Below are 13,680 nucleotides of genomic sequence, written 5' to 3'. Positions count from 1 at the left end.
CACAAAAGAAGTGACGGAAGCGATACAAGCAGGTTTCAAAAAAGAAGACTAAGCCCTAAAGAAATTAGGACTTAGTCTTCATTAAATACAAATGTTTGTTTCATTTTTTTACCTTCATTTACCGGATGGCCATTGTAAGAGAAATTCTTTTCTTCCCAAGTGATTACAACTTTAAAATTATGACTATTAAAGTCTAATGGGAATACCATGTAGTCAAAGCTTGTATGACTTTTAGAAATATTTTCATTAGGTGTAGTAGGTTTAAAGGTAGCTTTAGAGGTAGGGTTGTTATCAAGTATTTCCACAGATACGTTTGATACATCATGACCGATGTTTTTTACGAGTAAACTATACGTATCAAATACACCTTGCTTTGGCTGGATTGCTTGCTTGTTTGAGTTATGAGATTTATCAATTTCGACATACCATTGTTTAGACTTTGACGCAATCGGTAGTGACTGAAATGTGTAAGCACTAGCTTGTATTGGTAGTGCTAAGCATAAAAGTGTAAAGAGAGTTAATATTTTTCGTTTCATTTTTTTAGAGCTCCCATTCTTTAATGGATTTACTTGTTATTATCTTCTTTTTACGAGTAAATATACCATATAATGTAAAGTGGCTATAAGAGTAGTGAATCAATATCTTATTCAATACTCTTATAGCCGGCATAATTACGTATGTAGTAAAAAAGAATAAATTTGTTTTTCTATACTTAGATTGCTGCCCTTTTTAAAAGGACTATTTTTACGTTTTAATAAAAAGAATATACTAAGAGTTCAGTATAAATTATTTATTTTAATGTAGTTAAATGTGCTTATATATGTGAAATTAGAGAAGGAAGCTGTGTAGAGATGTTTCTACACAGTTTTTTTAGGATATGAAAAAATTACCAAAAATATGTTAAAATAACATTGTCATACAACAAGGGGGATTTGTTTTATGGAAAATGGACATCTTGCTAAAGTAGAATTAACGAAAAAAATTGAATCAAAATCTAAGTACAATAAGAAATTAGAAAAATATCAAAGGCGCTTATTAGCATTACAGCAAATTTTGAAAGAAGAAAAAATCGCGGTTATGCTTGTTATGGAAGGATGGGATGCGGCTGGTAAAGGTGGGGCAATTAAGCGGGTGACGGAACATCTTGACCCGCGTGGGTTCCAAGTAAATCCAATTGGAGCGCCTGCACCTCATGAGAAACGTTACCATTATTTGCAACGTTTCTGGCGCAAAATTCCACAGTACGGGCAAATCACCATTTTTGATCGCTCATGGTACGGTCGTGTGTTAGTTGAGCGTGTTGAAGGATTTGCTACAAAGGAAGAGTGGATGAGAGCATATGATGAGATTAATGATTTTGAAAAACTACTAACAGATGACCATTACATAATAGGGAAGTTCTTCTACCATATAAGTAAAGAGGAACAGTTAAAGAGATTTAAAGATAGAGAGAAAAATCCTTTGAAAAGATGGAAAATTACAGACGAAGATTGGCGTAATCGTGAAAAATGGGATGAGTATGTTGAAGCAATGGAAGACATGTTTGAAAAAACAAGTAAGCCAAATGCAAAGTGGCATATTATTGAAAGTAACGATAAATTGTATGCTCGTGTGAAAACGTTAAAAATTATTATTTCATTCATTGAGGATTATTTCTTAGAACATGGTATAGAATTGCCTTCTTATTATTATGAAATGAAAGAGGATATTGAAGTTTTGCAAGGTGTAGGTGTTAAAGAGTAAATAAGAAAATGGCCCTGTGAATTGGTGAAACCAAATTATGGGGCTTTTTTATTTAGAAACATTTTACAATTAACAGAATAAGATATATAATCAATAATCATATTAACAATGTTAATATGATTATTGATTATATACTATGTGGGGGTTTTACTTTGAAGGGAAGAGATGTTGTTTTAGGTTTATTAATGGAAAAGGAATTGTCTGGTTACGATATTAAAATTGTGTTTGAAGACGTATTTACTCATTTTTTTGATGGAAGTTTTGGAATGATTTATCCAACATTACGGCAATTGGAGAATGAAGGGAAAATAAAAAAAGAGGTTGTCATGCAAGAGGGAAAACCGAATAAGAAAATGTACTTTATTACAGATGAGGGGCGTGAAGAATTTTATCAATACATGCAGACGCCTATAGAGAAGGATGTTTTACGTTCGGATTTTTTAATGAGAATGTATTTTGGCAACTATAGTGATGATGTAACAATAAAAAAATGGATTAAAGATGAAATTGAAAGAAAAGAAGCGTACATTGCAGATCTTCGATTGAAATATGAAAAGTGGAGAATAGGTATTACTTTCGTCGAAGAAATTTCACTAGATGTAGGTATTGCATCGTATAGTGCACAAGTGGAGACTTTGAAGAAAAAATTAGAAGAGTTAGAGGCGAAAGAAAACAATAAAACAGAAGAATGAAAAACGCATTCACAATAAATAAAGGGGTATATAAAGATGGAGCAATCAAAGGGTATTAAGATTGTCTTTTTAATGTGTCTAGGTATCTTTCTTTGTATGATTGATACGACAATTATGAATATAGCTTTACCGGCAATACAATCGAGTGTAAATACTTCATTAGAAAAGATGTCTTGGGTATTAAATGTTTATACAATGACGATTGCAGTACTTGCCATTCCGTTAGGGCGGATAGCTGATATCTTTGGAAAAGCAAAGATGTATATTCTTGGTCTGGTGATTTTTGGGGGTGGATCGATACTTTGCGCTTTTGCTAATACAGGTGATTTTCTTATTTTTTCTCGTTTTATACAAAGTATTGGGGCAGCAATTTTATTTCCAACAAGTATGGTAATTGGTGTATCAGCTATGCCGTTAGCTAAAAGGCATGTTGCACTTGCAATTTTAGGAGTAACACAAGGATTGTCAGCTGCTATGGGGCCAGTAATAGGTGGAATTATTACGCAAAATTTAGGATGGAGATGGGTGTTCTTCGTTAATGTTCCGGTTTGTATAATAGGAATCGTGTTATGTTGCATCATGCTACAAATAAAAAATGAAGAACGTATTATCTCAAAAATAGATTGGATAGGACTACTATTAAGTAGCACAGCAATTTTTTCATTTACTCTCATATTAGTAAAAGGTAATACATGGGGATGGCAAAGTAATATTGCTTTGTCTTGTTATGCAATTAGCACTATTTCTCTTATTTTATTTATTTTAGTAGAACGAAAGATTCATAACCCAATGGTGAATTTAAAGTTATTTCAAGATCGAATGTTTGTCGGAGCGTCAATCGTTGTTATATTGAGTAATTTATTTTTAATTGGAGTTACTGTATTGCTTCCAACGTTCTTGACGAAACTACAAGGTCGAACGGAAATTGAAGCGGCTTTTTTAGTGACACCTATTTCAGCGATGATATTTTTTGTCTCACCAGTTGCAGCAACTTTAATTAAAAAACTCGGAAAAGTAACTATTATTTTGTCAGGATTTCTTGTTATGGGGCTTTCCTACTATTGGTTGCAAATGATTGATGTTCATTCAACAAATATAGAAATTATTATTCCATGTATGATATTAGGTGTCGGATATGGCTTAGTAGTGGGGCCAATTACAGTTTTAAGTGCGTCTTCGTTTGAAGGAGAATTATTAACTGCTTCTCAAAGTGTTGTATCAATGTTACGACAGGTTGGAATTGTATTGGCGGTCGCAATATTTGTCTCTAACTTAACTCATAATTTAACTATAAATAAAGAAAAAGTATATCGTTATGCAGAAGAAAAGGTGCGGAATATTCATGTGAATAGTACTGAGCAAACTGAAATTTTACAAATGACTAAAGAAAAAATAGAGAATCAAAGTTTAGAGTCGAATATAAATAAGAAACAAAATGCAATGACAATGGGGTTAAGTAAAGAGAAAAAGGAAGAATTGATTCGCGACAAGACGGATGAAATATTAAGAAAAGTTCCAGTAGAATATAGGGATGTAAAAAGAGAAGAAGTTATGAGGCAAGTAACAAAAGAAGTTGAAAAACAAGAGGAAAGTATAAAGAAAGAGGTACTCACATTTTCGAGTGATGTGAATCATTATGCCAAGAATCAGATGGCAATGAGTTTTACAGATTTATATAAAGCAAGTGTGCCAATTATTTTAATTTGTGCTTTCGTAAGTTTGTTGTTTTGGGAAGGGAAAGCTTGGAGTAAAAAGAGAAAGGGAAGGATAGTAGAAGAAGCGTAAAGGAAAACAGGCTGCTATTAGCCTGTTTTTTCATTGTTTTCTCCTTGCATATTGTGAATAGTAGTATTTTTAATATAGCATGGGATAAGTCGAGTATGATTAGAAAGTTTTTTAGAATGAAAGGGATGAATGGAAAATGCCATTGAATATGTAACGTTATACATAGTACATTAACAAGAGGGATTAATTTTAAAAGGAGGAAGGGGAATTGCTAGATAAGGCAGGGGCTTTAATAGATAATCATGTGTACACAGAAGAAGAGCAACAAAAACTATACAAACGAACGTTAATAATCGTCAGCATTTCACAAATGTTTGGCGGTGCAGGACTAGCTGCTGGTATTACAGTGGGAGCACTTCTTGCACAGCAAATGCTTGGAACAGATGCATTTGCAGGATTACCAACTGCTATGTTTACATTAGGATCAGCATTAGCAGCTTTCATAGTAGGGAAGCTTTCGCAACGATATGGACGCCGGATAGGTCTTGCAACAGGGTTTATAGTAGGTGGATTTGGAGCAATTGGTGTTGTAATGGCAGCTTTAACGAATAGCATTATTCTTTTACTTATTTCTTTACTCATATATGGTGCCGGTACAGCCACGAATCTACAAGCTCGTTATGCAGGTACAGATTTAGCAGATAAGAAGCAGAGAGCAACGGCTGTTAGTATTACGATGGTAATGACGACTTTCGGTGCAGTTGCAGGACCAAATTTAGTAGGAGTAATGGGTAGTTTTGCGCATTCAATTGGAGTTCCTAAACTTGCAGGTCCGTTCATACTATCGGCAGCAGCATTTATACTGGCGGGTCTAGTTCTTTTTGTTATGCTTCGTCCAGATCCGTTAATTATTGCTAACATAATAGAAAGATATAAACAGGAACATACATATAAAGGGCAACCAATAACAGAAGAAGTGAAAGAAAATAAACGAGATATTACAGTTGGAGCAATCGTAATGATACTTACGCAAATCGTGATGGTTGCGATTATGACGATGACGCCAGTTCATATGGGACACCACGGTCACGGTTTAAGTGCAGTAGGACTTGTGATAGGTTTTCATGTAGGTGCAATGTATCTTCCATCTCTCGTTACAGGAATGTTAATTGATAAAATTGGCCGAACTACAATGAGCATAGCTGGTGGAGTGATTTTACTTGCAGCGGGTGTCATAGCTGCGATAGCACCAAGTGATTCTTTATTACTATTAATCGTTGCTCTGTCTTTACTTGGGCTAGGATGGAACCTCGGATTGATTAGTGGTACAGCACAAATCGTTGATTCCACAACACCGTCTACACGTGCTAAAACACAAGGGAAAATAGATGTTTTTATTGCGCTAGCTGGAGCTTCTGGTGGAGCGATGTCAGGTATGGTAGTAGCGAATTCAAGTTATGCGGCATTGTCATTGGCTGGAGGCGTGTTAGCGTTATTACTTATTCCTGTTGTGATATGGTCTCGAAAAGGGGCAAGAAATTAAATGAAAAAGAGGTTCTAGTTACTGACTAGAGCCTCTTTTTATACACTTAAATTAAATTCCACTCTACAATAAGTCCTAAATGTGTAAGACCACCACCGAATCCGTATAGTAAAAGTGTGTCTCCATTATTTAACTTCCCTTCTTTTATAGCTAAATCTAGAGCGAGTGGAATGGTGACTGAAGAGGTATTCCCCATATATTCCACGCTCGTTAATGTTTTTTGTATTGGAATTTGAGATTTTTCGCAAATAGATTCAATCATTCGTAAGTTAGCGCTGTGGGGTATGAACCAGTCTATATCATCTACTTGCATATTTGCGGTATGTATTAAATCTTTTATGCCTTTTGGCGCTGTACGTGTTGCCCATTTATATACTTCTCTTCCATTTTGAACGATTTTTTCATTTGTTTGCAGTGGTGTGCCATTCATAGTAGTAGATAAGTTTGTTCTATATAGATGAATGCCGCCATCACCGTTTGTTCCCATGTGAGCAGCGATAAAGCTTGGGGTGTCTTCATCTCTTTCTAATAAAATAGCTCCAGCACCATCACCGAATAAAATACAGGTCGTTCTATCGGTATAATCAGTAACTTTAGATAATGTCTCTGTCGCTACGACAAGTATTTTTTCATGTGATCCAGAAGTGATTAAGCTATTACCGACGTGTAGTCCATATGTAAAACCAGCACAAGTTGCATTTAAATCAAAAGCTAGTGTATGAGGTATGTTGAAGTATTGTTGTATTTGGCAAGCAACACTAGGGAAAACGTAATCAGCAGTAGTAGTAGCGACAATGATACAGTCGACATCTTCTAAGTTTTTCTTATATGTTGTACATAAATTTTTAATTGCTTTAATGGCTAAGTTTGAGGAATATTCTTCTTCGCTAGCGATTCTTCTTTCCTTCATTCCTGTTCTTTGTACAATCCATTCATCATTCGTATGGACCATCTTTTCTAAATCGTTATTAGACAATATTTGATCTGGAACATAAGTACCAATTGCAGTAATACGAGATTTAGAATGCATAGGAACATCTCCTAATTTTTATTTTTTATAACCTGATACTAATATCAGACTATAAAAATGTCAATATAGATTTTTGTTGTATTAAAACGATAATACTTAACTTACTATGAAGGAATTTGGCGAGTGCTGTAAAAATAATATACGAGAAGTTTCTAAAATTGATAATTGCTTTTGTTATTTTTATTGTGAGAAAAACTCGCAAAAAATGACGATTTTCTTTAGTGTGATATAGGTTGTTAAACCTTGTGAAAGCGAATTACTTATGCTACACTTTATGTAACTTAAAATGAACGGAGGGGCTTCCTTTGATCTTAATCAGATTACGTCTCAATACTTTGTGCCAATAATTGAATAGCGCTCAAAGGCTCTGTCTGTGTACAGAGTGAACGGGATTGGTCTGCCTATTTTAAAGGAACCCTTTATTAAGCTTATATGTGACAAAGAGGGAGGGACGAATACGCCCTCTTTTTGTTTTGCCTTTATAAATAGAATGGGATTGTATAGGTGAACGCTTATTGTGGATACGTATATGATCTTGGGACTTTTTGACTATAAAATAGGATGAAAGCATAGCTTTCTTCTATTTCTTTGGTGAACCCTTATCCGTTTACGAAAACACAGGCAGCGACCTGTGTTTTTTATTTTACGTAATCGAAATGGAGGAATAAATATATGGAAGAAGTATTACAAAGAGCAGTTTTAGTTGGAGTAAATGTAGGTAATGAAGATGATTTTGCATATTCGATGGAAGAGTTAACAAATCTTGCGGAAGCCTGTGATGTAGAGGTAATTGGGCAAGTAACGCAAAATTTACAACGAGTAAATCCATCGCATTATATCGGAAAAGGAAAGATTGAAGAAGTAGCAGCGTATGTACAAGAAATAGATGCGAATATGGTCATCTTTAATGATGAATTATCTCCTTCACAAATTCGAAATTTAGAAGAGGATTTAGATTGTAAGGTAATTGATCGTACCATTTTAATTTTAGATATTTTTGCGCAACGTGCGAAAACGAAAGAAGCACAGCTACAAGTAGAAGTAGCACACCTTCAGTACATGATGCCTCGTTTAATCGGTCTTCGTGAATCGTTAGGGAGACAGAGTGGCGGCGTTGGTACGAAAAATAAAGGTGTCGGTGAGAAGAAGTTAGAGTTAGACCGTCGTAAAATTGAAGAACAAATTTCAGTTTTGAATAAAGATTTAGAAGCGCTCGTTGCCCAGCGTCAAACGCAGCGAAAGCAACGTAAGAAAAATGAAATACCTGTTGTAGCATTAGTAGGTTATACGAATGCAGGAAAGTCAACGACGATGAATGCAATGCTTGAAATTTATAATGGTACAGAAGAAAAACAAGTATTTGAAAAAGATATGTTATTTGCGACGTTAGAAACATCTGTACGAAATATTGATTTGCCAGATAATAAATCATTTTTATTAACAGATACAGTTGGATTTGTAAGTAAATTACCACATCATCTTGTGAAGGCGTTCCGTTCAACGTTAGAAGAAGTAGCGGAAGCAGATTTACTTATTCACGTCGTAGATTACGCAAATCCAAATTATGAACAATTAATTGATATTACAAATGAAACGTTAAAGAAAATTGGAGTAGAAAATATTCCAACGATCTATGCTTATAACAAATCAGATATGGTGGATGTTGAAATTCCGAAAGTACAAGAAGACCGCGTGTATTTATCTGCGAAGAAACATGTTGGAATTGAAGAGCTTGTAGAAATGATTCGTTCCCATATTTATAAAGAATATACGAAATGTGAAATGTTAATTCCGTATGATCAAGGACAGGTAGTTTCGTATTTCAATAATCATGCGCACGTTTTATCAACGAGTTATGAAAATGAAGGTACGAAACTAGAAGTGGAATGTAAGACGAGCGATTACGAGAAGTATAAGCGTTTTGCAATTTAATGTAAGAGGCAACCCAGTTTGTGATTGGGTTGCCTTTTTCTATAATGTTTTACTGCTGAAAGTTACAAGGATGCAAGTCAATGATGGGAGTTAAGTTATATTTCTGGAAAAAGAAATGAAAGCAGTATAGAATAGAAATGTTTCAAAAGTCAGAATTTATTACACCTACTGTAATAAATATATATTTTGTACAGAAAGGAGCGATTCACATATGCAGGCAGTTTCACAAAAAAACACAGTAGAAACACCGACAATATATCGAATATTATTTGCGATTAGTTTCGGACATTTTTTAAATGATTCGATGCAAGCAGTTGTGCCGGCGTTGTTTCCTATTTTGGAAAAAACGATGAATTTATCCTATATGCAAGTAGGGTGGATTGCGTTTGCGTTAAATATGACGTCATCGATTATGCAACCGGTGTTTGGTATGTATTCAGATAAGAAGCCGTCACCATTTTTATTACCACTCGGTATGTTTTCAAGTATGCTTGGAATGATTGGACTCGCGTTTGCACCAAACTTTATTATTGTTATTATTTCTGTTTTATTTATTGGCTTAGGTTCCGCAGTCTTTCATCCAGAAGGCGCTCGTGTTGCGTATATGGCGGCAGGTGCAAAACGAGGGTTAGCGCAAGCGATTTATCAAGTTGGGGGAAACACGGGGAATTCTTTAGCTCCTATTTTTACAGCGCTAATTTTCGTTCCACTCGGTCAAATTGGTTCATTAGGTTTTACAGCATTTGCAGCAGTAGGAATTGCATTATTAATTTTCGTATCGAATTGGTACAAAAATGAATTAGCAACCGGCGCTGTAAGAAGGAAGAAGAGAGCTGCGCTTGAGGCGGAAAATGCAATTGTAAGTACACACATTAAATTTGTTATTATACTTCTTGTTTTTCTTACTTTTGTACGCTCTTGGTACGGTGCCGGTATCGGGAATTTCTATCAATTTTACTTAATTGAGCATTATGGTTTATCTATAAAAAATGCCCAGTATTTCGTATTCGCATTTATGATTGCTGGTGTGTTAGGCACTTTCTTCGGGGGACCGTTAGCAGATCGATTTGGTAAGAAAAACATCATCGTATTTTCAATGTTAGGTTCAGCGCCACTTGCGCTGTTATTACCACATGTCTCACTTGTGTGGGTCGTACCTTTATTTTTATGTATCGGTTTTATTAGTTCAAGTAGTTTTAGTGTAATTGTTGTATACGCGCAAGAGCTTGTTCCGGGAAAAGTAGGGATGGTATCAGGTCTAATTGTAGGTCTTGCGTTCGGCCTTGGTGCTCTAGGCGCTGTAGTACTAGGAAAGTTAGCTGATATATATAGCCTTCAGTTCATTATGATATTATGTAGTTGTTTACCGTTAATTGGACTTACTTCATGGTTATTACCAAGTGATAAGAAAACGATAGAATAGGGGATGCACTATGAAATTATGTGAAAACGTAACAGAATTAATAGGAGATACACCTGTCGTCCGATTATCTAAATTTATTCCGGAAGACGCAGCGGACGTGTATGTGAAACTAGAAATGTTTAATCCATCACGTAGTGTGAAAGACCGTGCTGCTTATAATTTACTTCACGTTGCAGAAGAAAATGGTCTCATTAAACCAGGGGATACAATTATTGAACCGACAAGTGGGAATACAGGAATTGGTTTAGCGATGAACGCAGCAGCTAAAGGGTATAAAGCGATTTTAATTATGCCAGACAATATGTCAAAAGAGCGTATTAATTTATTGAAAGCATACGGGGCAGAAGTAGTTTTAACACCAGCAGAACAAAGAATGCCAGGAGCAATTGCGAAGGCATTAGAACTGCAAAAACAAATACCGAATAGTTTTATCCCGCAACAATTTGAAAATCCAGCTAATCCGAATATTCACCGTTATACGACTGCACTTGAAATTTACGAACAAATGGATGGAGAGCTTGATGCTTTTGTTGCAACGGCAGGAACAGGCGGAACGATTACAGGGACTGGTGAAACGTTAAAAGAGAAATTACCAAACTTATATATTGCAGTAGTGGAACCGAAAGGATCTCCCGTTTTATCAGGTGGTGTACCAGGTCCTCATAAACTAGTAGGAACAAGCCCAGGATTTATTCCGAAAAACTTAAATACAGAAGTGTATAACGAAATTATTCAAATTGCAGACGAAGAGGCTTTAACGACAATGAGAAATTTAGCTAGACAAGAAGGATTATTAGTTGGGCCATCTTCTGGAGCATCTGTTTACGCTGCAATTATGATAGCGAAACGTCTAGGCGTTGGTAAAAAAGTTTTATGTATTGCGCCTGATACAGGTGAACGTTATTTGAGTATGGGGTTATTTGAATAAAAAGGATAGAAACACCTTAATAGTGAATAGCTGCTATTAAGGTGTTTGTTTTATGGAATGAAGAGGGGGAGAAGAACAATGAAACTATTAAAACCAATACATGAATATAGTGAGCATATTACGGCGTATAGACAAGCGTTTTTACACTCAGGGGAACAACCACATGGAAGTAGTTCTTTACAAAACTTTGATTCTCTTGATGAATGGTTTGAAAAAGTGAGTAAACAAGAACTAGGAGAAAATTTACTAGCTAATCGAGTGCCATCTAGTCAGTTTTTAAGTTTTGAAAAAGGAGAACTTATAGGTTTTGTGAATATTAGACATAGATTAAATCCAGAATTATTACGGGAAAGCGGTCATATTGGATATAGTGTCCATCCAAATAAACGTCGCCACGGTTACGCTACGAAACAACTACAACTTGCATTAGCTGAAGCGCAAAAGTTAGGATTGCAGAAAGTATTAATAACTTGCGATAAATCCAATATCGGTTCTGCTAAAACGATTCAAAAGGTTGGCGGTGTGTTAGAAAATGAAGTAGTTTCTTCTCGTACTGATGAAGTTATTCAGCGCTATTGGATAGAAATATGATTAAGTAGGAATTTGAAAAGGTAATGCAAGCTGTAATATTGAAATAGATAAATGAAATATAGGGGATTACTGCAATTTTAGGGGGAAATGAAATGGGATTAAAAGAGAAAGCGATAGAGATGTCAGAGATTTATAGGCAAAATCCGAAAGTAGAAGCCATTATTTTAGCGGGTTCAGTAGCTAGAAAGCTTGAAGATGAACATTCAGATATAGAATTACATATTTTATGGTCAACACCGCCGGAAGATGAGGATCGTAGGGCCCCTATTTATCATATTGATGGGAAAATATTATCGTATCATCCGTATGAGGAAGAAGAATGGTCGGAAACGTATTTAACGAAAGAGGGAATTAAATTAGAGATTAGTAACTTTTTAACAGAGACAGTAGAGAAAGTAATTTCGGATGTGGTGGATCAATATGATATAAATTATGAAAAACAATGTATTGTATCATCCGTTCATGATGGTGTTAGTTTGTATGGAGAAGGGAAAGTGAATGAATTAAAAGAAAAAGTAGCGGCATATCCAGATGAACTAGTAAAACGGATGATTTCAGAAAATCTATGGTTAAGTAATCGTTGGCACAATCGAAAGGCGCTTTTAAAACGGAAAGATTGGCTTATGCTTTATGACGTTATTTGCGAAGTACAAAGGAACGTATTCGGTGTTTTATTTGGTTTGAATAAAATGTACGTACATCATCCAGCGTTTAAATGGATGCCTAATAATGTGGAACGAATGACTATTAAACCTGAAAAATTATATGAACGTATGGCGGACACATTAATAGGGAATCCAGAAAAAAGTGTGCAGGAGTTAGAGTTGCTAATAGAAGAAGTGTTGCAACAAGTTCATACATACGCGCCAGGAGTAAATGTGGATGAGCAAGAAAAATCTATTTTTTGTTTTGTGAAATAGAAAATAGTGATAAGGGGGAAGTTATGGGTTTTTTTAATAGGTTTTTTAAAAAAGTTGAAAAAGTAAATGAGCAAGAAGCTACTCTTCATGAATTAAGTGAAGAATTGTATGTTGAATCACCGGTAGAGGAAGCGACTAGTTACTGGGTATCAATGGCACAAAATATAATTGTTAATGCTGTAAAGGCGGCTGACAATGATGTGGAACGTGCCTTCGTATTATTGAACTTGAAGAAAGGTGAGGCCTCATTTGATATTTTTTATCAAATAAATGGGCAATTGTATTTCTGGGATCAGCTCGAAAATGAGACGATAAGAAATACAATTCAGAACGAGTTGTTACCGCAAGCTCCAGAAGTTTCAAATGCAGTAAATGAGCAATTTCGTGAAGCTGATCACCCTATAATTTCGTTCGCACAATTGCAGTTTGAATGGGAAACGAAAGCCTGGTTCTCACATATAATTTGGGAAGATAACCTTGCTGCTCAATTGCCCAAAACTCAAATTCTAAATGAATGGTTTCGTGTAATTAAAGAAGAAACGAAAAATAGACCACTGGATAGTGATGTGAAATTTTCTTGGTATCCATCAAACTCTTAAAAAATGAATACAGAGAGACAGGTTATGTTTCTAGATGATTTGTATTATTGAATAAGTATCAATAATACGTAATTCTTTTTCTATTGCCTATTAGAATTCGTTATGTACTAATCCACCTGTTTTCTAAACTAAAACTTACATTTTGAATTTTTAAATAGATTGTAATACATAAAAATTCAAAATATAAGTTGACACTATTTTTAATGTGTGATAAAAATGATAGTAATCAATTCGGAAAATAATATTTGGGCAATGAAAGGGTATAGTAGTGAATATCTCCCTATTTCAGAGAGCTGATGGTTGGTGTGAATCAGTATATAGATTATTCATGAAGTTCGTCCTGGAGCATCTTTCATAAATCTCACATTATGAGGAAATGAAAGACGGTAGTTTATACCGTTATCAAATAAAGTGGTGAAGATTTTTCACAACTAGGGTGGTACCGCGATATTTATCGTCCCTACGTATTTACGTAGGGACGTTTTTTATTTAGGGCCTAACTTTGGTGTGGCTTCATAACTAGGGTGGTACCGCGATATTTTATCGTCCCTACG

At 35.2% G+C, this 13,680-nt stretch carries 12 protein-coding genes and 1 other annotated feature; of the genes, 10 read left to right on the top strand and 2 right to left on the bottom strand.

Going from position 1 to position 13,680, the window contains the following annotated elements:
• Positions 1 to 71: 71 nt before the first annotated feature.
• Positions 72 to 536, bottom strand: a complete 465-nt coding sequence (locus tag EBQ15_RS25095) for a hypothetical protein (protein ID WP_000823343.1) — start codon at positions 534 to 536, stop codon at positions 72 to 74.
• A 403-nt stretch (positions 537 to 939) separates the two neighbouring features.
• Between EBQ15_RS25095 and EBQ15_RS25090 the strand changes: the two genes are divergently transcribed.
• The 4 genes from EBQ15_RS25090 (at position 940) to EBQ15_RS25075 (ending at position 5,703) form a co-directional block, all read left to right on the top strand.
• The gene (locus tag EBQ15_RS25090; protein ID WP_000427332.1) at positions 940 to 1,743 is read left to right on the top strand and encodes a polyphosphate kinase 2 family protein; all 804 of its coding nucleotides are present in this window, start codon (positions 940 to 942) and stop codon (positions 1,741 to 1,743) included.
• Positions 1,744 to 1,895: 152 nt separating this feature from the next.
• Entirely contained in the window at positions 1,896 to 2,435 is a 540-nt protein-coding gene (locus EBQ15_RS25085) for a PadR family transcriptional regulator (protein ID WP_000678329.1), read from the top strand.
• A 36-nt stretch (positions 2,436 to 2,471) separates the two neighbouring features.
• A complete protein-coding gene (locus EBQ15_RS25080) occupies positions 2,472 to 4,220 on the top strand; it encodes an MDR family MFS transporter (protein ID WP_000438105.1) in 1,749 nt (582 codons plus the stop codon).
• A 208-nt stretch (positions 4,221 to 4,428) separates the two neighbouring features.
• Positions 4,429 to 5,703: an MFS transporter gene (locus EBQ15_RS25075; protein WP_000884516.1), complete on the top strand. Its 1,275-nt coding sequence runs from the start codon at positions 4,429 to 4,431 to the stop codon at positions 5,701 to 5,703.
• 46 nt (positions 5,704 to 5,749) lie between these two features.
• On the opposite strand, the gene EBQ15_RS25070 is transcribed toward EBQ15_RS25075, so the two are convergent.
• The gene (locus EBQ15_RS25070) at positions 5,750 to 6,733 is read right to left on the bottom strand and encodes a ketoacyl-ACP synthase III (RefSeq protein WP_000555755.1); all 984 of its coding nucleotides are present in this window, start codon (positions 6,731 to 6,733) and stop codon (positions 5,750 to 5,752) included.
• A 672-nt stretch (positions 6,734 to 7,405) separates the two neighbouring features.
• On the opposite strand from EBQ15_RS25070, the gene hflX reads away from it, so the two are divergent.
• From hflX to EBQ15_RS25040, 6 genes are all read left to right on the top strand, one after another.
• Positions 7,406 to 8,665, top strand: coding sequence for a GTPase HflX (gene hflX / locus EBQ15_RS25065; RefSeq protein WP_000393282.1), 1,260 nt, complete (start codon positions 7,406 to 7,408; stop codon positions 8,663 to 8,665).
• Between the two features lie 211 nt (positions 8,666 to 8,876).
• Positions 8,877 to 10,088 carry an MFS transporter gene (locus tag EBQ15_RS25060; RefSeq protein ID WP_001149411.1) on the top strand — a complete coding sequence of 404 codons (1,212 nt, stop codon included), beginning with the start codon at positions 8,877 to 8,879 and terminating at the stop codon, positions 10,086 to 10,088.
• A gap of 10 nt (positions 10,089 to 10,098) precedes the next feature.
• Positions 10,099 to 11,016, top strand: coding sequence for a cysteine synthase A (gene cysK, locus EBQ15_RS25055; protein WP_000762273.1), 918 nt, complete (start codon positions 10,099 to 10,101; stop codon positions 11,014 to 11,016).
• Positions 11,017 to 11,094: 78 nt separating this feature from the next.
• Positions 11,095 to 11,607, top strand: coding sequence for a GNAT family N-acetyltransferase (locus EBQ15_RS25050; RefSeq protein WP_000771269.1), 513 nt, complete (start codon positions 11,095 to 11,097; stop codon positions 11,605 to 11,607).
• Between the two features lie 92 nt (positions 11,608 to 11,699).
• Positions 11,700 to 12,527: a DUF4037 domain-containing protein gene (locus EBQ15_RS25045; protein ID WP_000523202.1), complete on the top strand. Its 828-nt coding sequence runs from the start codon at positions 11,700 to 11,702 to the stop codon at positions 12,525 to 12,527.
• A gap of 23 nt (positions 12,528 to 12,550) precedes the next feature.
• Positions 12,551 to 13,126 (top strand): hypothetical protein, encoded by a 576-nt coding sequence (locus EBQ15_RS25040; RefSeq protein WP_000505548.1) that lies wholly within the window; start codon positions 12,551 to 12,553, stop codon positions 13,124 to 13,126.
• 243 nt (positions 13,127 to 13,369) lie between these two features.
• Positions 13,370 to 13,591 (top strand) — a binding site (T-box leader).
• Positions 13,592 to 13,680: the final 89 nt, after the last annotated feature.

This window comes from Bacillus sp. 2D03 (genome assembly GCF_003946765.1).
In the GTDB taxonomy this organism is placed as follows: Bacteria; Bacillota; Bacilli; order Bacillales; family Bacillaceae_G; genus Bacillus_A; species Bacillus_A cereus.
The sequence above is the reverse complement of the archived record's forward strand: the minus strand, read 5'-3'. Positions and strand labels throughout refer to the sequence as shown.

Excerpts from the sequence above, each read along its gene's own strand:
- EBQ15_RS25095 (WP_000823343.1), bottom strand. The coding sequence starts at position 536 with ATGAAACGAAAAATATTAACTCTCTTTACACTTTTATGCTTAGCACTA.
- EBQ15_RS25090 (WP_000427332.1), top strand. The coding sequence starts at position 940 with ATGGAAAATGGACATCTTGCTAAAGTAGAATTAACGAAAAAAATTGAA.
- EBQ15_RS25080 (WP_000438105.1), top strand. The coding sequence starts at position 2,472 with ATGGAGCAATCAAAGGGTATTAAGATTGTCTTTTTAATGTGTCTAGGT.
- EBQ15_RS25070 (WP_000555755.1), bottom strand. The coding sequence starts at position 6,733 with ATGCATTCTAAATCTCGTATTACTGCAATTGGTACTTATGTTCCAGAT.
- hflX (WP_000393282.1), top strand. The coding sequence starts at position 7,406 with ATGGAAGAAGTATTACAAAGAGCAGTTTTAGTTGGAGTAAATGTAGGT.
- EBQ15_RS25060 (WP_001149411.1), top strand. The coding sequence starts at position 8,877 with ATGCAGGCAGTTTCACAAAAAAACACAGTAGAAACACCGACAATATAT.
- cysK (WP_000762273.1), top strand. The coding sequence starts at position 10,099 with ATGAAATTATGTGAAAACGTAACAGAATTAATAGGAGATACACCTGTC.
- EBQ15_RS25050 (WP_000771269.1), top strand. The coding sequence starts at position 11,095 with ATGAAACTATTAAAACCAATACATGAATATAGTGAGCATATTACGGCG.
- EBQ15_RS25045 (WP_000523202.1), top strand. The coding sequence starts at position 11,700 with ATGGGATTAAAAGAGAAAGCGATAGAGATGTCAGAGATTTATAGGCAA.
- EBQ15_RS25040 (WP_000505548.1), top strand. The coding sequence starts at position 12,551 with ATGGGTTTTTTTAATAGGTTTTTTAAAAAAGTTGAAAAAGTAAATGAG.